General features: G+C 68.1%; 15 protein-coding genes. 14 read left to right on the top strand and 1 reads right to left on the bottom strand.

The annotated features are described in order from the left end of the window. The first annotated feature begins 94 nt into the window (after nt 1-94). The 3 genes from radA to CTP10_RS09155 all read left to right on the top strand — a co-directional run bounded on the left by radA (nt 95) and on the right by CTP10_RS09155 (nt 2,677). Nucleotides 95-1,456, top strand: a complete 1,362-nt coding sequence (gene radA / locus CTP10_RS09165; protein ID WP_116320592.1) for a DNA repair protein RadA — start codon at nt 95-97, stop codon at nt 1,454-1,456. A 3-nt stretch (nt 1,457-1,459) separates the two neighbouring features. Continuing rightward, nucleotides 1,460-2,032 (top strand): GNAT family N-acetyltransferase, encoded by a 573-nt coding sequence (locus CTP10_RS09160; RefSeq protein WP_116320593.1) that lies wholly within the window; start codon nt 1,460-1,462, stop codon nt 2,030-2,032. 159 nt (nt 2,033-2,191) lie between these two features. Then, nucleotides 2,192-2,677, top strand: coding sequence for a disulfide bond formation protein B (locus CTP10_RS09155; protein WP_116320594.1), 486 nt, complete (start codon nt 2,192-2,194; stop codon nt 2,675-2,677). A 66-nt stretch (nt 2,678-2,743) separates the two neighbouring features. Here the strand turns inward: CTP10_RS09155 and CTP10_RS09150 are convergent, their stop codons facing one another. Next, nucleotides 2,744-4,675: an ATP-binding cassette domain-containing protein gene (locus CTP10_RS09150; protein ID WP_116320595.1), complete on the bottom strand. Its 1,932-nt coding sequence runs from the start codon at nt 4,673-4,675 to the stop codon at nt 2,744-2,746. A gap of 302 nt (nt 4,676-4,977) precedes the next feature. Between CTP10_RS09150 and CTP10_RS09145 the strand changes: the two genes are divergently transcribed. The 11 genes from CTP10_RS09145 to CTP10_RS09095 all read left to right on the top strand — a co-directional run bounded on the left by CTP10_RS09145 (nt 4,978) and on the right by CTP10_RS09095 (nt 17,410). Continuing rightward, complete coding sequence (locus tag CTP10_RS09145) at nt 4,978-5,943, top strand: MurR/RpiR family transcriptional regulator (protein ID WP_116320596.1); 966 nt, start codon at nt 4,978-4,980, stop codon at nt 5,941-5,943. Between the two features lie 8 nt (nt 5,944-5,951). Then, nucleotides 5,952-6,929 carry an isoaspartyl peptidase/L-asparaginase family protein gene (locus CTP10_RS09140; protein ID WP_116320597.1) on the top strand — a complete coding sequence of 326 codons (978 nt, stop codon included), beginning with the start codon at nt 5,952-5,954 and terminating at the stop codon, nt 6,927-6,929. Between the two features lie 50 nt (nt 6,930-6,979). Next, complete coding sequence (locus CTP10_RS09135; RefSeq protein WP_116320598.1) at nt 6,980-8,884, top strand: dipeptide ABC transporter ATP-binding protein; 1,905 nt, start codon at nt 6,980-6,982, stop codon at nt 8,882-8,884. A 50-nt stretch (nt 8,885-8,934) separates the two neighbouring features. Further along, nucleotides 8,935-10,479, top strand: a complete 1,545-nt coding sequence (gene gsiB / locus CTP10_RS09130) for a glutathione ABC transporter substrate-binding protein GsiB (protein WP_442875124.1) — start codon at nt 8,935-8,937, stop codon at nt 10,477-10,479. A gap of 302 nt (nt 10,480-10,781) precedes the next feature. Continuing rightward, on the top strand, nt 10,782-11,702 hold the full coding sequence (gene gsiC, locus CTP10_RS09125) for a glutathione ABC transporter permease GsiC (protein WP_116320600.1): 921 nt from the start codon (nt 10,782-10,784) through the stop codon (nt 11,700-11,702). A gap of 7 nt (nt 11,703-11,709) precedes the next feature. Then, a complete protein-coding gene (gene gsiD, locus CTP10_RS09120; protein WP_116320601.1) occupies nt 11,710-12,633 on the top strand; it encodes a glutathione ABC transporter permease GsiD in 924 nt (307 codons plus the stop codon). Between the two features lie 3 nt (nt 12,634-12,636). Further along, nucleotides 12,637-13,683 carry a DmpA family aminopeptidase gene (locus tag CTP10_RS09115; protein WP_116320602.1) on the top strand — a complete coding sequence of 349 codons (1,047 nt, stop codon included), beginning with the start codon at nt 12,637-12,639 and terminating at the stop codon, nt 13,681-13,683. Continuing rightward, nucleotides 13,683-14,501 carry a M55 family metallopeptidase gene (locus CTP10_RS09110; protein ID WP_116320603.1) on the top strand — a complete coding sequence of 273 codons (819 nt, stop codon included), beginning with the start codon at nt 13,683-13,685 and terminating at the stop codon, nt 14,499-14,501. Before CTP10_RS09115 ends, CTP10_RS09110 begins: the two co-directional genes overlap by 1 nt. 74 nt (nt 14,502-14,575) lie before the next feature. Beyond that, nucleotides 14,576-15,355 carry a hypothetical protein gene (locus CTP10_RS09105; protein ID WP_116320604.1) on the top strand — a complete coding sequence of 260 codons (780 nt, stop codon included), beginning with the start codon at nt 14,576-14,578 and terminating at the stop codon, nt 15,353-15,355. Nucleotides 15,356-15,418: 63 nt separating this feature from the next. Beyond that, nucleotides 15,419-16,489 (top strand): M14 family metallopeptidase, encoded by a 1,071-nt coding sequence (locus CTP10_RS09100; protein WP_116320748.1) that lies wholly within the window; start codon nt 15,419-15,421, stop codon nt 16,487-16,489. 294 nt (nt 16,490-16,783) lie between these two features. After that, entirely contained in the window at nt 16,784-17,410 is a 627-nt protein-coding gene (locus CTP10_RS09095; protein ID WP_116320605.1) for a CDP-alcohol phosphatidyltransferase family protein, read from the top strand. Nucleotides 17,411-17,412: the final 2 nt, after the last annotated feature.

The following is a 17,412-nucleotide window of genomic DNA, read 5'->3' as shown; positions in this document are numbered from 1 at the left end:
GAAAGCGAGACCTGCCGGCAGCGGCTGCCGCCGGCTATTGTGAGGGCCGGGCCACTTGTGCGCCCGGCTCGTTCTTTCCCGCAAGGATTTTCCGTTGGCCAAGACCAAGACCGTCTACACCTGTACCGAATGCGGCGGTACCACGCCGCGCTGGGCCGGCCAGTGCCCGCATTGCCAGCAATGGAACACGCTGGTGGAAACGGTGGCCGAGACGGCCGCTTCCAAGCGCTTCCAGCCGCTGGCTGCGTCGGCCATGGTGCGCAAGCTGTCGGAGATCGACGCCGCCGACGTGCCGCGCTTTTCCAGCGGCATCGACGAATTTGACCGCGTGCTGGGCGGCGGGCTCGTGGCGGGCGGCGTGGTGCTGATCGGCGGCGATCCAGGCATCGGCAAGTCCACGCTGCTGCTGCAGGCGCTGGCCAACCTGGCCGGACAGCGCCGCGTGCTCTATGTCAGCGGCGAAGAATCGGGCGCGCAGATCGCCTTGCGTGCGCAGCGGCTCGGCGTGGAGAGCCCGGCGCTGGGGCTGCTGGCCGAAATCCAGCTCGAGAAGATCCAGGCCACGCTCGAAGCCGAGAAGCCGGAAGTGGCGGTGATCGACTCGATCCAGACGCTGTACTCCGAGGCGCTGACCTCGGCACCGGGCTCGGTCGCGCAGGTGCGCGAATGCGCGGCGCAGCTGACGCGCATCGCCAAGAGCAGCGGCATCACCATCATCCTGGTCGGCCACGTGACCAAGGAAGGCAGCCTGGCCGGGCCGCGCGTGCTGGAGCATATCGTCGACACGGTGCTGTATTTCGAGGGCGATACGCATTCCTCGCACCGGCTGATCCGCGCTTTCAAGAACCGTTTTGGCGCGGTCAACGAACTGGGTGTGTTCGCCATGACCGAGCGCGGGCTGCGTGGCATCAGCAACCCGTCGGCGCTGTTCCTGTCGCACCATGAAGAGACCGTGCCGGGCTCCTGCGTGCTGGTGACTCAGGAGGGCTCGCGCCCGCTGCTGGTGGAGATCCAGGCACTGGTCGATACCGCGCACGTGCCCAACCCGCGCCGGCTGGCGGTGGGCCTTGAGCAGAACCGGCTGGCGCTGCTGCTGGCGGTGCTGCACCGGCATGCGGGCATTGCCTGCTTTGACCAGGATGTGTTCCTGAATGCGGTGGGCGGGGTCAAGATCACCGAGCCGGCCGCCGACCTGGCGGTGCTGCTGTCGATCCATTCGTCGATGCGCAACAAGCCGCTGCCGCGCGGCCTGGTGGTCTTTGGCGAAGTCGGCCTGGCGGGCGAAATCCGTCCCAGTCCGCGAGGCCAGGAGCGCCTGAAGGAAGCCGCCAAGCTGGGCTTCACGCTGGCCGTGATCCCCAAGGCGAATGCGCCCAAGCAGAAGATCGACGGCCTGGAAGTGATCGCGGTGGAGCGCATCGAGCAGGCCATCGACCGCGTGCGCCACCTGGAGTAATGCATGGATGCGGGCGCGATCGCCATGGAAATGGAAACCCCGCGGCTGCGCCTGCGACAGTGGTGCGATGCCGACTACTCGCCATTCTCCGTGCTGAATGCCGATGCGGAGGTGATGCGTTTTTTCCCCGCGCCGCTGACGCGCGCCGAAAGCGATGCGATGGCTGACCGCTGCCGGGCGCTGATCGCCGGGCGTGGATGGGGGCCGTGGGCCGTCGAGCGCAAGCTGGACCGCGCCTTCATCGGCTTTGTCGGCTTGCACGAACCGGCCGCCGCGCTGCCGTTCTCGCCATGTGTCGAAATCGCCTGGCGCCTGGCACGCGATGCGTGGGGCAGCGGTCTTGCCACCGAAGCGGCGCGCGCGGCGCTGGAATATGGCTTCGGAACGCTTGGCCTGGACGAGATCGTTTCCTTCACCACGCTGGAAAACCGCCGCTCGCGCGCGATGATGGAACGGCTGGGCATGCGCGAGGATGCGCTGGGGTTCGAGCATCCGGCGCTGCCGCCGGGGCATCCGCTGCGTCCCCATTGCCTGTATCGATTGCCCCGCGCCACGTGGCAGGCGAGCGCGGCATAGTGCCCTGCGTCAATCCGCCACAGGGCAGGGGATGCGCAGCCGATGTGGCGCCCAAGGCGGGCGCGGAAAAATCGGTAATAATGCGCAGCAATGCCGCTCCCCGTACTGAAGCCACTTGACGGCACTGCACTGTTTACCGGATCACCCTCTATCACCGCTATGCAAGCCAATTCCCGCGCCTATTTTTTGCTGATCGCCCTGGTTTCCTTCGGCCTGGTCGGCGTTGCGCTCTACCTGCAGTTTGAAATGGGCTACCAGCCCTGTCCGCTTTGCGTGATGCAGCGCTTTGCGTTTATCGGCATCGGCATCTTCTCGCTGCTCGCCGTGGTGGCGCAGAACACGCGTTCGCTGTGGCAAGGGCTGGGCATGCTGTCCGGCATCGCCGGCATTGCAGTGGCCGTTTACCATGTTTCGCTGTTGCTGAACCCGAAGGCAACCTGCGGCATCGATCCGCTGGAGAACTGGGTCAACGCGCTGCCGACTGCCAAGGTGCTGCCGCAGGTGTTCTATGCCGATGGCCTGTGCGCGGCGCCGCTGCCGCCGGTGCTGGGCCTGTCGGTGCCGGCGTGGTCGCTGATCTGGCTGTTTATCCTGACGCTGACGCTGGCGGTGGGGTTGATCCGGCGGGAGAAGAATTTCCGTTGAAGGATGGCGGAGTTGAAATGAAAAACCGGCGCTGTGTGCGCCGGTTTTTCATTGAACAGACAGCCCTCACGCAATCTGCTCGATCTGCTCCTGCAGTTCCAGCCACTTCTCTTCCAGCGTCTCCAGCTCGCCATTGACCTCGCCCTGGCGCTTGAGCATCTCCATCAGCTTCGCCTTGTTGGCTTCGGCATAGCTGCTCTCATCGGCCATAAAGCGGTCGACCTCCTCCTTGGCGGTTTGCAGCACCGCCATCCGCTTCTCCACCTTCTCCAGTTCCTTCGTCAGCGGCTTGCGCAATGCCGACAAGCGCTGGCGCTCGTCGGCCTCGGCGCGGCGCTGGTCCTTGCGGTTGACCGTGGCGGCGTCGCCACCGCTTTCCGCCAGGTGCGCGGCCGTGGCGGCGTTGCGCTTGGCGGCGGCCTGCTGCAGCAGCCAGTCGCGGTAGTCGTCAAGGTCCCCGTCGAAAGGCTTGATGGTGCCGTCGGCGACCAGCATGAACTGGTCGGCGGTGGCGCGCAGCAGGTGGCGGTCGTGCGAGACCAGGATCAGCGTGCCTTCGAACTGCGCCAGCGCCATGGTCAGCGCCTCGCGGGTGTCGAGGTCCAGGTGGTTGGTTGGTTCGTCGAGCAGCAGCAGGTTGGGCTTCTGCCAGACGATCAGCGACAGCGCCAGCCGCGCCTTTTCGCCGCCGGAGAAAGGCTCGATCGGTGACGTGGCCATGTCGCCGCGGAAATTGAAGCTGCCGAGGAAGTCGCGCAGTTCCTGCTCGCGCACATCCGGGGCCAGGCGCGCGAGGTGCTGCAGCGGCGAGTCATGGTCGCGCAGCGTCTCCAGCTGGTGCTGCGCGAAGTAGCCGATCTGCAGGCCCTTGCCCAGGCGCAGCTTGCCGGTCATCGGATCCTGCGTGCCGGCCAGCGTCTTGACCAGCGTCGACTTGCCCTGGCCGTTGGCACCCAGCAGGCCGATGCGCTGGCCGTTCTGGATCGACAGCGCCAGGTTGTGCAGGATGGTGACCGGGGGCTCGGCCTCGGCGTAGCCGCAGTCGACGCCGTCGAGCACCATCATCGGATTGGGCGCGGCGTCGGGCTCGCGGAATTCAAAGGCAAAGCCGGCGGCGACATGCACCGGCGCCAGCCGCTCCATCTTCTCCAGCGCCTTGACCCGGCTCTGCGCCTGGCGCGCCTTGGTCGCCTTGGCCTTGAAGCGCGTGATGAACGACTCCAGGTGCGCGATCTCCTTCTGCTGGCGCACATAGGCGGACTGCTGCTGCGCCATCTGCTGCAGCCGCAGGGTCTCGAACAGCGTGTAGTTGCCGCCATAGCGGCGCAACTGCTGGTTCTCGATATGCACGGTGACATTGCAGATCGCGTCGAGGAATTCGCGGTCGTGCGAAATCATCACCAGCGTGCCCGGGTAGCGCGCCAGCCAGTCTTCCAGCCAGACGATGGCGTCCAGGTCCAGGTGGTTGGTCGGTTCATCGAGCAGCAGCAGGTCAGACGGGCACATCAGCGCCTGCGCCAGGTTCAGGCGCATGCGCCAGCCGCCGGAGAACGACGACACCGGCTGCGACACCTGGGGCAGCGTGAAGCCCAGCCCCAGCAGCAGCGCCTCGGCGCGGGCGGGGGCGGTGTAGCCGTCGGCATCGGCATAGGCGGCGTGGGCTGCGCCCTCGGCGGTGCCGTCGCCGCTGGCCTGTGCGGCGGCGATGGCCGCTTCGATCTCGCGCAGGCGGGTGTCGCCGTCGATCACGTACTCCACCGCGCTGCGGCTGACCGCCGGCGTTTCCTGCGCTACGTGCGCAATACGCCATTGCGCCGGGACGCTGAGATCGCCGCCGTCCGGATGCAGCTCGCCCCGCAGCAGCGCGAACAGCGTCGACTTGCCGCTGCCATTGGCGCCGACAAGGCCCACGCGCTCGCCCGGGTTGAGCGTCACGGTGGTGTGGTCGAACAGCACCTTGGTGCCGCGCTGGAGGACAAGCTGGTCGATTCGGATCACGGGCGGGGAAACTTCTGAACGGGAACGGGCAACTACGCGGAAAAGCCGGCCAAGGCGGGTTGGCGGCGCTGGCCGGCATTGTAGCGTTTCCGGTGCGGGGCATGCCCGCGAATGGCGAAACGCCAGAAATGCCGCGACATTGCGCACCGCCCCGGTGCGCCGCATGGCGGCAGCTGCTAGGGATTACCCTTGATCGGACAAAACTCTATTTTCTTGTGGGTTGGTTGAGTGTAAATTCATTTTCACGAATTTTTCACGATGTAACTGGCAGCGTCGCCCGTGCGAACGCCATACCGACCCCCATGACCCAAGGCCATTCGATTTCCGACCGTATTGCGCGCAGCCTGCCCACGCTGACGCCGGCGCACCGCCGCATGGCGGAATACGTGCTGGCCAACCTGTTCCGCGCGGCCACGATGCGCATCGACGAGTTCGCCGCGGCGGTGGATGTGTCGGTAGCAACCGCCAACCGTTTTGCGCGGGCGCTGGGATTTGACGGCTACCCGCAGTTCCGTACCGAGCTGGTGCGCGGCTTCGAGGCCACGCTGGCGCCGGTCGAGCGGCTGCGCAGCGAGCTGGAGCGGCCCGCCACCGTGGCCGAGGTGTTCGCCGCCTCGCTTGAGGATGCGGCCGCCAATGCCGAAGCCACGCGGCGCGGCATCGACGCGCAGGCGTGCGAGCGCGCGGTCTCGGCGATCCTGGGCGCGCAGCGGGTCTACGTGGCGGGCTTCGGCGCCAGCGGCTTCCTGGCCGGCCTGCTGCAGCACGGGCTGGAGATGCATTGCCGCATGGTGACCTCGGTGGCCGGCGCCGGCGGCGCCTCGCATGCGGCGCGCCAGCTGTTCAAGCTGCAGCCGAGCGACCTGCTGATCGTGATCGCCTTCCCGCGCTACGTGACCGACACCATCGAGCTGGCGCAGCGCGTCAAGGCGCACGGCGGCCGGGTGCTGGCACTGACCGACGGGCCGACCTCGCCGCTGGCGCCGCTGGCCGATATCGCGCTGTACGCGCAGGCCGCCAACCGGCTCTCGGCCAACTCCGATGCGACGGTGCTGGCGCTGATCGAAGCGCTGTGCGGCGCAGTCGCGCACCGCGCCGAGCGGCCGGTCAAGGCCGCCGCCGAAATGACCGAATTCCTGCTGCCGTGGCTGTATGGCACGCCGGGCGCAGAACGCGCCGGCCGTGCCGGGCCAGCCGCGCCGCAGCCTACCGAAGACCAGGCGGCCGGCACCACGCGCCGCCGCGTGTCCAACCTCAAGAAGTCCTGAGCCATTCCATGCAACAAGCAGTCATTGCCATCCACGGCGGCGCCGGCACCATCACACGCGAGGCGATGGATCCCGCGCGCGAACGCGAATACACCGAGGCGCTGGAACACGTGCTGCAAGCCGGCCAGCGCATCCTGGCCGATGGCGGCAGCGCGCTCGACGCCGTGACCGAGGCCGTGCGCCTGCTGGAGGAATGCCCGCTGTTCAACGCGGGCAAGGGCGCCGTGCTGACCCACGCCGGCACCTATGAACTCGACGCGGCCGTGATGGACGGTGCCACCCGCGACGCCGGCGCGGTCGCCTGTGTCACGCGCCTGCGCAATCCGGTGCTGGCCGCGCGCGCGGTGCTCGACCACAGCGAGCACGTGCTGTTTGCCGGTGCCGGTGCGGAGGCCTTCGCCGCCGCACACGGGCTGGAGCTGGTGGAACAGGATTACTACTTCACGCAGGCACGCCATGAACAATGGCAGCGCGCCCGCGGTACCGCCGGCATGGCGCTGCTCGACCATGACGCAGCCGCACTGGCGGCACGCAAGAACCCAGCCGAGCCGGCCGACCCGATCGATCCGGACAGCAAGTTCGGCACCGTCGGCGCGGTGGCGTGCGACAGCCGCGGCAACCTCGCTGCGGCGACCTCCACTGGCGGCGTGACCAACAAGAAAGTGGGACGCGTGGGCGATACCCCGGTCATCGGCGCGGGCTGCTATGCCGACGAGGTGGTGGCGGTGTCCGCCACCGGCACCGGCGAGATGTTCATCCGCACCGTGGCCGCGCACGATGTCTCGGCGCAGATGCGCTATGCCGGCTTGTCGCTGGAAGAATCGGCACGGCGCGTGGTGATGGAAAAACTCGTTGCCATCGAAGGCCGCGGCGGACTGATCGCGGTTGACCGTGCTGGCAACGTCACGCTGCCGTTCAACACCGAAGGCATGTACCGCGGCTTTGCCCGCGTGGGCGAGGCGGTCGACGTCTCCATCTACGGCTGACCCACGCCGCACCGGCAAGTCTCAGCACTCGCAGCAAACAAGGAGTTCCAGTGGCCACTACCCCTGCGCAATCGCACGCTTCCGCCTCCGGCATTGTCCTGCCGCCCGAGCGCGTCGTCTCGGTCAACGGCCTGAGCGTGCGCTTTGCCACCTCCGAACGTACCGTCGAGGCCGTGCGCAACCTGTCGTTCCATGTCGACCGCGGCGAGACGCTGGCGGTGGTGGGCGAGTCGGGCTCGGGCAAGTCGGTCACGTCGCTGGCGCTGATGCGGCTGGTCGAGCATGGCGGCGGCAAGATCGCCAGCGGCAGCATGCTGCTGCGCCGGCGCGGCGGCGAGGTCATCGACCTGGCGCGCGCCGATAACGCGACGCTGCGCGGCGTGCGCGGCGCCGACGTGGCGATGATCTTCCAGGAGCCGATGACCTCGCTCAACCCGGTGTTCCCGGTGGGTGAGCAGATCGCCGAATCGATCCGGCTGCACCAGGGCAAGAGCCGCGCCGCGGCGCGTGCCGAGGCACTGCGCATGCTTGAGCTGGTGCGCATCCCCGAGGCGCGCCGCGTGCTGGAGCGCTACCCGCACCAGCTCTCCGGCGGCATGCGCCAGCGCGTGATGATCGCGATGGCGCTGTCATGCAAGCCGGCACTGCTGATCGCCGACGAGCCGACCACCGCCCTGGATGTCACCATCCAGGCAGAGATTCTGCAGCTGATCCGCGGCCTGCAGGCGGAAATGCATATGGGCGTGGTCTTCATCACCCACGACATGGGCGTGGTGGCGGAGGTGGCCGACCGCGTGCTGGTGATGTACCGCGGCGAGAAGGTGGAAGAGGGCAGTTCCGACGATGTGTTCCGCGCGCCGGCGCACCCCTACACGCGCGCACTGCTGTCGGCCGTGCCGCGCCTGGGCGCGATGAGCGGCACCGACCTGCCGGCCAAGTTCCCGCTGCTGCGCGTGGACAGCGCCCGTGCGGAGCAGGCCGCGCCGCAGGACACGGTCAGGCCCGGCGTCGCGCCGATCCTGCGCGTGCAGGACCTGGTCACGCGCTTCGACGTGCCCGGCGGCCTGTTCGGCCGCGTCACGCGCCGCGTGCATGCGGTCGAGCAGGTCAGCTTCGATCTCTATCCCGGCGAAACGCTGGCACTGGTGGGCGAGTCCGGCTGCGGCAAGTCCACCACGGGCCGCTCGCTGCTGCGGCTGGTGGAAAGCCAGAGCGGCACCATCGAGTTCAACGGCCAGAACATCAGCAAGATGGAAGGCCCGGCGCTGCAGACCCTGCGCCGCAATATCCAGTTCATCTTCCAGGACCCGTTCGCCTCGCTCGATCCGCGCGTGCCGGTGGGTTATTCGATCATGGAGCCGCTGCTGGTGCACAAGGCGGCCAGCGGCAAGGAAGCCGAGCAGCGCGTGGCGTGGCTGCTCGACAAGGTGGGGCTGGACCCGTCGCACGCGGCACGCTACCCGCACGAGTTCTCCGGCGGCCAGCGCCAGCGCATCTGCATTGCACGCGCGCTGGCGCTGAACCCCAAGGTGGTGGTGGCGGACGAATCGGTCTCCGCGCTCGACGTGTCGATCCAGGCGCAGATCGTCAACCTGATGCTGGACCTGCAGCGCGAGCTGGGCATCGCCTTCCTGTTTATCTCGCACGACATGGCGGTAGTGGAGCGCGTCAGCCACCGCGTGGCGGTGATGTACCTGGGCCAGATCGTCGAGATCGGCCCGCGCCGCGCGATCTTCGAGAACCCGCAGCACCCGTACACGCGCAAGCTGATGTCGGCGGTGCCGATCGCCGATCCGGCGCGGCGTCACCTGCGGCGCGAGCCGCTGAACGATGAGATTCCCAGCCCGATCCGCGCGGTCGGCGACGAGCCGGTGGTGCAGCCGCTGGTGCAGGTCGCCGGCAGCGGCGCGCTTGGCCACTATGTCGCCCGGCATGCCGTCGGCGGCGCCTATTGAAGTCCAGGAAATTCCGCAGTTACCAAGGAGATTCGACGATGTCTGCACGTATGGTTTCGCCCCGATGGATGGCCGGCGCCTTTACCGCCGGCGCGCTCGGCATGCTGGCCGCTGCCCCGGCCTTTGCGGCCAAGGATGCCGTGATGGCGGTGTATTCCACCTTCACCACGCTGGACCCGTACGATGCGAACGACACGCTGTCGCAGGCGGCCAGCAAGTCGTTCTACCAGGGCCTGTTCGGCATGGACAAGGACATGAAGCTGGTCAACGTGCTGGCCGACAGCTATGACGTCAGCAAGGATGGGCTGGTCTACACCATCAAGCTGAAGAAGGGCATCAAGTTCCACGACGGCACCACCTTCGATGCCGCCGCCGTCAAGGCCAACCTGGACCGCGTCACCAACCCGGCCAACAAGCTCAAGCGCTATACGCTGTTCAACCGCGTCGCCAAGACCGACGTGGTCGATGCCAATACCGTCAAGGTCACGCTGAAGGAGCCGTTCTCGCCGTTCATCAACGTGCTGGCGCATCCGTCTGCAGTGATGATCTCGCCGGCCGCACTGCAGAAGTACGGCAAGGAGATTGCCTTCCACCCGGTCGGCACCGGCCCGTTCGAGTTCGTCGAGTGGAAGCAGCCCGATCACCTGAAGGGCAAGAAGTTCGCCGGCTACTGGAAGACCGGCTACCCGAAGATCGACACCATCACCTGGAAGCCGGTGGTCGACAACAACACGCGCGCGGCCATCATGCAGACCGGCGAGGCGGACTTTGCCTTCAGCATCCCGTTCGAGCAGGCCGCGGTGCTGAAGAACAGCCCCAAGGTCGAGCTGATCTCGTCGCCGTCGATCATCCAGCGCTACCTGAGCCTGAACACCACGGTCAAGCCGTTCAACGACCCCAAGGTGCGCCAGGCCATCAACTACGCGATCAACAAGGACGCGCTCGCCAAGGTGGCCTTTGCTGGCTACGCGGTGCCGGCCGAGGGCGTGGTGCCGCCGGGCGTTGACTTTGCGGAGAAGCTGGGCCCGTGGCCGTATGACCCGGCCAAGGCGCGCGCGCTGCTCAAGGAAGCCGGCTACCCGAACGGCTTCGAGACCACGCTGTGGTCGGCTTACAACCACACCACCGCGCAGAAGGTGATCCAGTTCGTGCAGCAGCAGCTGCAGCAGGTCGGCATCAAGGCGCAGGTGCAGGCGCTGGAAGCCGGCCAGCGCGTGGAGAAGGTCGAAAGCGTGCAGAAGCCGGAAGACGCCGGCGTGCGTATCTATTACGTGGGCTGGTCGTCGTCGACCGGTGAATCGGACTGGGCGCTGCGGCCGCTGCTGGCTTCGGAATCGATGCCGCCCAAGCTGCTGAACACCGCGTACTACAAGAACGACCAGGTCGATGCGGACATCGCGGGCGCGCTGCGCACCACGGACCGCAGCGAGAAGGCGCGCCTGTACAAGGACGCGCAGGAACGCATCTGGAAGGATGCGCCGTGGGCCTTCCTGGTGACGGAGAAGGTGCTGTTCGCGCGCAGCAAGCGGCTGACCGGTGCGTATGTGATGCCGGATGGGTCGTTTAACTTTGATGAGATCGATATCAAGCAGTGATGGAGTGTGAGAGGGGCGGACTTCGTGGATGCTCCGGCCCTCTCCCCCGGCCCCTCTCCCGCGTGCGGGAGAGGGGAGCAAACAGCGGGTGATGTCTTGAGCCGCGAGGGTTTTCTCCCCTCTCCATCCGGTCCCTCCGGGGAGAGGGGCGGGGGAGAGGGCAGGCGGTGGCAGCACCGCTGAGCCTCACTCCGCCACAACTCCCTCAACCAAAGCAGTAAAGCAGTAAGCCGATGGTGGCCGCCTGCCCGCGACGCGGGGTTCGCAGGCAGGCGGCCTGCGGCCCTTCTTCATGGTGTGCAATGCTGAACTACTTCCTCAAACGAGTGCTGGGCGTGATCCCCACGCTGCTGATCGTGGCAGTGCTGGTGTTCCTGTTCGTCCACCTGCTGCCGGGCGATCCCGCGCGGCTGGCGGCGGGCCCCGAGGCCGACTCGGCCACGGTCGAACTGGTGCGCAAGGACCTGGGCCTGGACCGGCCGCTGCCCGAGCAGTTCGTCAACTTCTTCTCCAATGCGATCCGCGGCGAGTTCGGCAATTCGCTGCGCACCAAGCGCCCGGTGAGCGAAGAGATCGGCGACCGCTTCATGCCGACGCTGCTGCTGACGGTGGCGTCGATGGCGTGGGCGGTGGTGTTCGGCATGGCCATCGGCATCGGTTCTGCGGTGTGGCGCAACCGTTGGCCGGACCGGCTCGGCATGACGCTGGCGGTGTCGGGCATTTCTTTCCCCGCCTTCGCGCTCGGCATGCTGCTGATGGAGGTGTTCTCCGTGCAGCTGGGCTGGCTGCCGTCGATCGGCGCCGACAGCTGGAAGCACTACGTGCTGCCGTCGATCACGCTGGGCGCCGCGGTGGCGGCGGTGATGGCGCGCTTTACCCGCGCCTCGTTCGTCGAGGTGCTGCAGGAAGACTTTATCCGCACCGCCCGCGCCAAGGGCGTGCACGAGACGGTGGTGGTGGCCAAGCACGGCCTGCGCAACGCCATGATCCCGGTGGTGACGATGATGGGCCTGCAGTTCGGCTTCCTGCTGGGCGGCTCGATCGTGGTCGAGAAGGTGTTCAACTGGCCGGGCCTCGGGCGCCTGCTGGTCGATGCCGTCGAGATGCGCGACTACCCGGTGATCCAGGCCGAGGTGCTGCTGTTCTCGCTCGAATTCATCCTGATCAACCTGGTGGTGGACATGCTCTACACCGTGATCAACCCAACCATCCGCTACAAGTGAGGCCGGCATGACTGAACTTTCCACGCCCGCCGCAAGCGAAGCGGCACCCGCCACCGCCCCCTCCGCTCCCATTGTGGAGGCCGTGCGCACGCCATGGACCGAGTTCTGGCGCAAATTCCGCAAGCAGCACCTGGCGCTCGGCGCCGGCGTGTTCGTGCTGCTGCTGGTGCTGGTCGCCATCCTGGCGCCGCATATCGTGCCGTACGACCCCGAGAACTTCTTTGACTACGACGCGCTCAACGCCGGCCCGTCGGCTGCGCACTGGATGGGCGTCGATTCGCTCGGGCGCGATATCTTCAGCCGTATCCTGGCCGGCGCGCGCATCTCGCTGGCGGCCGGCTTCCTGTCGGTCATCATCGGCGCGCTGATCGGCACCGTGCTGGGCCTGCTGGCGGGGTACTACGAGGGCTGGTGGGACCGCATCGTGATGCGCATCTCCGATGTGCTGTTCGCCTTCCCGGGGATCCTGCTGGCGATCGGCATCGTCGCCATCCTGGGCAATGGCATGACCAACGTGATCTTTGCCGTGGCGATCTTCAGCATCCCGGCGTTCGCGCGGCTGGTTCGCGGCAATACGCTGATGCTGAAGCGGCTGACCTATGTGGAAGCCGCGCGCAGCATCGGCGCGTCGGACTGGACCATCCTGATGCGCCATATCCTGCCGGGCACGGTGTCGTCGATCGTGGTGTATTTCTCGATGCGGATCGGCACCTCGATCATCACCGCGGCCAGCCTGTCTTTCCTGGGGCTGGGCGCGCAGCCGCCCACGCCGGAGTGGGGCGCGATGCTGAACGAGGCCCGCGCCGACATGGTGACCGCACCGCACGTGGCGATCTTTCCGAGCCTGGCGATCTTCCTGACGGTGCTCGCATTCAACCTGCTTGGCGACGGCCTGCGCGACGCGCTGGATCCCAAGATCGACCGCCGCTGAGCCATGCAGACACCGACACAGGGCATACCGCGCATCGGCAGCCTGGCGGCAGGGCCGCGCGACAGCATCGCCGACGTGCCGGGCGTGACCGTGGGCCACTGCACGCTGTCGCAGGATGCGGTGCAGACCGGCGTGACCGTGATCCGCCCGCACGGCGGTGATCCGTATCGCGACAAGGTGCCCGCGGCGGCTACCGTGCTCAACGGCTTCGGCAAGAGCGTGGGGCTGGTGCAGGTGGACGAACTGGGCGTGCTGGAGACGCCGGTTGCGCTGACCAACACCTTCTCGGTCGGCGCCGTCGCGCAGGCGCAGATCCGCGCCGCCGTCGCCGCCAACCCGGAGATCGGGCGCGCGTGGCCTACCGTCAATCCGCTGGTGTTCGAATGCAATGACGGCTACCTGAACGATATCCAGCGCATGGCGCTGGACGGCAGCCACCATGACGCCGCGTTGGCGGGTGCCGGCGCGGATGTCGCGCAGGGCGCAATCGGCGCAGGACGCGGCATGTCGTCGTTCGGCGTCAAGGGCGGCATCGGCACGGCATCGCGCATGGCGCAAGGCTATTGCGTCGGCGCGCTGGTGCTGGCCAACTTCGGCACGCCGGAGTCGCTGACGCTGGCGGGCAAGCTGGTCGGGCCGGAACTGGTGCGGCGGCTGGCGCAGCCCGACGTGGTGGCGCAGCCTGAAAAGGGCTCGATCATCATGGTCGTGGCCACCGACGCGCCGCTGGACGCGCGCCAGTTGCGCCGGCTGTCGCTGCGCGCGGGAGCGGGGCTGGCCCGTACCGGCTCGGTATTCGGGCACGGCTCGGGCGACATCGCGCTGGCTTTTTCGACCGCTTATACCGTGCCGCATGAGGCTGGGCGCGCGATGCCCGCCGTTGCCATGCTCCACGAAGCGCTGCTTGATCCGCTGTTCCGCGCCGCCGCGGATAGTGTCGAGCAGGCCATCGTGCATGCGCTCTGGCATGCGGCGATGGTGCAGGGCCGCGATGGCCATGCCCGCCGCGCCTTGCTGGAGGTGATGCCAGAACTGCGCCAGACCGCCTGATGAAGATCCTGATTTCCACCGATATCGAAGGCGTCGCCGGCGTCTTCCACGCCGAGCAGACCCGTGCCGGCAACGGCGAATACGAGCGCGCCCGCGCCTGGATGACCGCCGAGGCCAACGCAGCCGTCTCCGGCGCCTTTGCCGGCGGCGCCACCGAAGTGCTGGTCAACGACTCGCACGGCGGCTTTCGCAACCTGCTGCCGGACCAGATCGACCCGCGCGCGCGGCTGGTGCTCGGCAAGCCGCGCTACCTCGGCATGATGGCCGGCATCGAGGACGGCGCCGACGGCGTGCTGATGATCGGCTATCACGGCCGCGCACAGAGCCGCGGCGTGCTGGCGCACACCATCAACAGCAGCGCCTTTGCCCGGGTCTGGCTCAACGGCATGGAGCTGGGCGAGGCCGGTCTCTACGGCGCGCTGGCCGGGGAACTGGGCGTGCCGGTGCTGATGGCCAGTGGCGACGATGTCTTCGTGCACGAGACCCGGCCGCTGATGCCGTGGGTGCGCTTTGTCGAGACCAAGCGTGCCGGCGGCTTCGGCAGCGGCACCACGCTGTCGCCGGCGGCTGCGCGCGAGGCGATCGAAGCGGCCGCGGCCGAGGGCGTGCGCGCCGCCGCGCAGGCGCAATGCCTGCGGCTCGACGCGCCGGTGAGCGCCCGGCTGCAGACGTTGACGCCGGCGCATGCCGACCTGTTCTGCCAGTGGCCGTCGCTGGAGCGCCTGGACGGCGTGACATTGGGCTTCCAGGCCGATTCCGTGCAGGCCGCGGTGCGCATGCTCAACTGCCTGTCGGCGATGTCGTTCATGCTGAAGTAGCGCCTGCGGGCGGCGGATCGTGCGGATCGGCGACAATAGCGGGTCCGCAGCCAACCAGCATTACGCAATTCCGCATGACCCAGGCACACGACGGGGGCTGGATCCCCGTACGCAAGGACTTCGTCGACTTGGACACCCGCTGCCAGGCGCGCGCCAACAGCCGCCGGCACCACGGTTTCCCCCACGGACAGGCCTACATCCTGCGCGACGCCGCCGGACATGAGTACCCGTTCGGCGAAGACTGCGCGCGCGCCGCGGTGGCGCATCCCGGGCTGCTGCAGCAGGTGCCGGACTACACCGAGCGCGACGTGGTGCCGCGCACGGCCTTGCCCGACCCCATCCCCGCCGGCGCCCGGCGCGGACGCCGCAGCGCGGCCGAAACCGCGGCGGCCGAGCGCCTCGCCGCCATCCGCTACCTGGTGCTGCGCATGGAAAAGGTGGCCGCCGTGCCGCGCGTGCAACCCACGGTGCATTTTCCCGCGCTGGAGGCGATCTACGAGCAATACCTGCGTACCGGCGACCTCGCCAGCGCCCAGGTGCGCCGCATCCTGGCGATCGAGCGTGCCCCCAGCACGCCGCCGCGGCTGCGTGCCACCAACCTGCTCGACGTCTACACCGCCCATGTCAAGCTGGAGCGGCTGATCGCCGCGTCCAACAGCGTTGAAAACATCCGCTTCCTGCGCAGCCTGCACGACTGGCTGGCGCGCCACCTGGTGATGACCGCCAGCCAGCTGGCCGCGGCGGGGATCGAGATGCACCCGCAGGCCTTCACTTCGCCCGGCATCTGGGGCCCGGAGGCGGAAGCGGCAAGTCCGGCGCCGGCGAGTTCCGACCCGACCGGCTCGCTGTTCTAGCCCCGCTGGCAAGACCGGCGGAAATGGCGTCTAATGCCTGCATCGCCATCCGCCGGTGACGCCATGAGCCATTTTTCGCGCAGCTACGCCGAAGCCCGCCAGAAATTCCTTGATGCCGCGCGTGCGGTCGGGGCTGACCTGGCACAGTTCCCGCACCCGACCCGCCGCGGCAGCGCCGGCGAGGATCTGGCGATCGACGTGGCGCAGGTGGGCCAGCCTGGCGCGCGCCAGTGCCTGATGGTCACCTCCGGCACGCATGGCGCCGAGGGCTTCGCCGGCTCGGGTGCGCAGATTGCGATGCTGAACGACGCCGCGCTGCTGGCCGATTGCGCCGCCGCCGGCACCAGCCTGCTGCTGGTCCATGCCATCAACCCTTACGGCTTCTCGCACCTGCGCCGGGTCAACGAAGACAACGTCGACCTGAACCGCAACTTCATGGATTTCACGCAGCCGCTGCCGCACAACGCGCCCTATGCCGAGATCGCGCCGATGCTGCTGCCGGCGCAGTGGCCGCCCTCGGGCGAGGACCAGGCCCGGCTGATGAAGACCGTGGCCGAGCGCGGCATGGCGTGGTACCAGGCCGCGCTGAGCGGCGGCCAGTACCAGGACCCGGAGGGCATGTTCTTCGGCGGCACCAAGGCGACCTGGAGCAACTACACCCTGTGCCGCATCCTGGCGCGCTTTGGCGCCGGGCGCGAGACGCTGCGCTGGATCGACGTGCACACCGGCCTGGGGCCGTGGGGCTATGGCGAGCCGATCCACATGGGCCCGGACACGCCCGAGTCCGTGACGCGCACGCGTGCGATCTGGGGCAGCCGGGTGACGTCGATCTATGACGGTTCGTCGACCTCGGCCAACCTGACCGGACTGGCCTGGCAGTCGGTGCCGCAGACGTTGCCGGGCGTCGACTATGCCGGCATCGCGCTGGAATTCGGCACGCTGCCGGTGGGCGAGGTGCTGGACGCGCTGCGCGGCGACCACTGGCTGCACCAGCATCCCGAGGCGGACGAGAACCAGCGCGCGCTGGTGCGCCAGGCGATGTGGCAGGCCTTCTATGGCGATGCCGACGACTGGCGCGACGGCGTGGTGACGCAGGTGACCGACGCCGTGCGCAGCACGCTGGCCGCGGCCTGAGGGGGCCTGGGCGGGCCTGAGCGGGGCGCATCTCGCATTCGAAATCCATCAATACAGGGCGTAAGCCGCTTCTGGTAATGTCTCGGGCTTGGCTGTAGAGTGCCGTCAAAGGCACCGCTGCGGCAGCAGCGACAGCTGTCTGCCAGCCGCGGCCCCGGGCAGGCAGGACAACACGACCACCAAGAACAAGACGGAAGGGGTATCCCGGCCGGTCAGCGGCAAAAGCGCACGCGCCGGGCCCGGCAAGGCGCGCGGCGCCGCTTCCGGCATCAGCTCGGCGGGGAGGCCGGCGCGATGACGCTCTACGAACTCAAGCCCAGGTTCCAGGCATGGCTGCGCCCGGTGGTGCACGACCTGGCCCATCGCGGCGCCACCGCCAACCAGGTCACCGTGGCCGCGGCCGCCGGCTCGCTCGCGGTCGGCGTGCTTGCCGCCACCGGCATGCTGGTGGCCGAAACCGCGGCGCTGTTCCTGCTGTTTCCCCTCTGGCTGTTCCTGCGCATGGCGCTCAACGCCATCGACGGCATGCTGGCGCGCGAGCACGGCCAGCAGAGCGCGCTTGGCGCCTACCTCAACGAACTCGGCGACATCGTCTCGGACCTGGCGCTGATCTTGCCGCTGGCGGCGCTGCCGGATTTCGGGCTGGCGCAGGTCGGCACCTTTGCCTTGCTGGCGGTGATGGTCGAGGCCGCCGGCCTGATCGGGCCGCTTGCCGGCGCCAGCCGGCGCTACGACGGTCCGCTTGGCAAGAGCGACCGTGCCTTCGCGGTCGGGGCCATCGCGCTGTGGGCGGGGCTCGGCCTTGGCTTCAATGGTGCCGCTTCCTGGCTGTGGCTGGCGCTGTCCTTGCTGTCGATGTACACCATCGCCAATCGCGTGCGCCGCGGCGTTGCCGAGGCGCGTGCCCTCACCGCAGGCTAAGC

It is taken from the genome of Cupriavidus sp. P-10, assembly GCF_003402535.2.
Classification (GTDB): Bacteria; Pseudomonadota; Gammaproteobacteria; order Burkholderiales; family Burkholderiaceae; genus Cupriavidus.
This window is presented reverse-complemented; position numbering and strand designations above follow the sequence as displayed.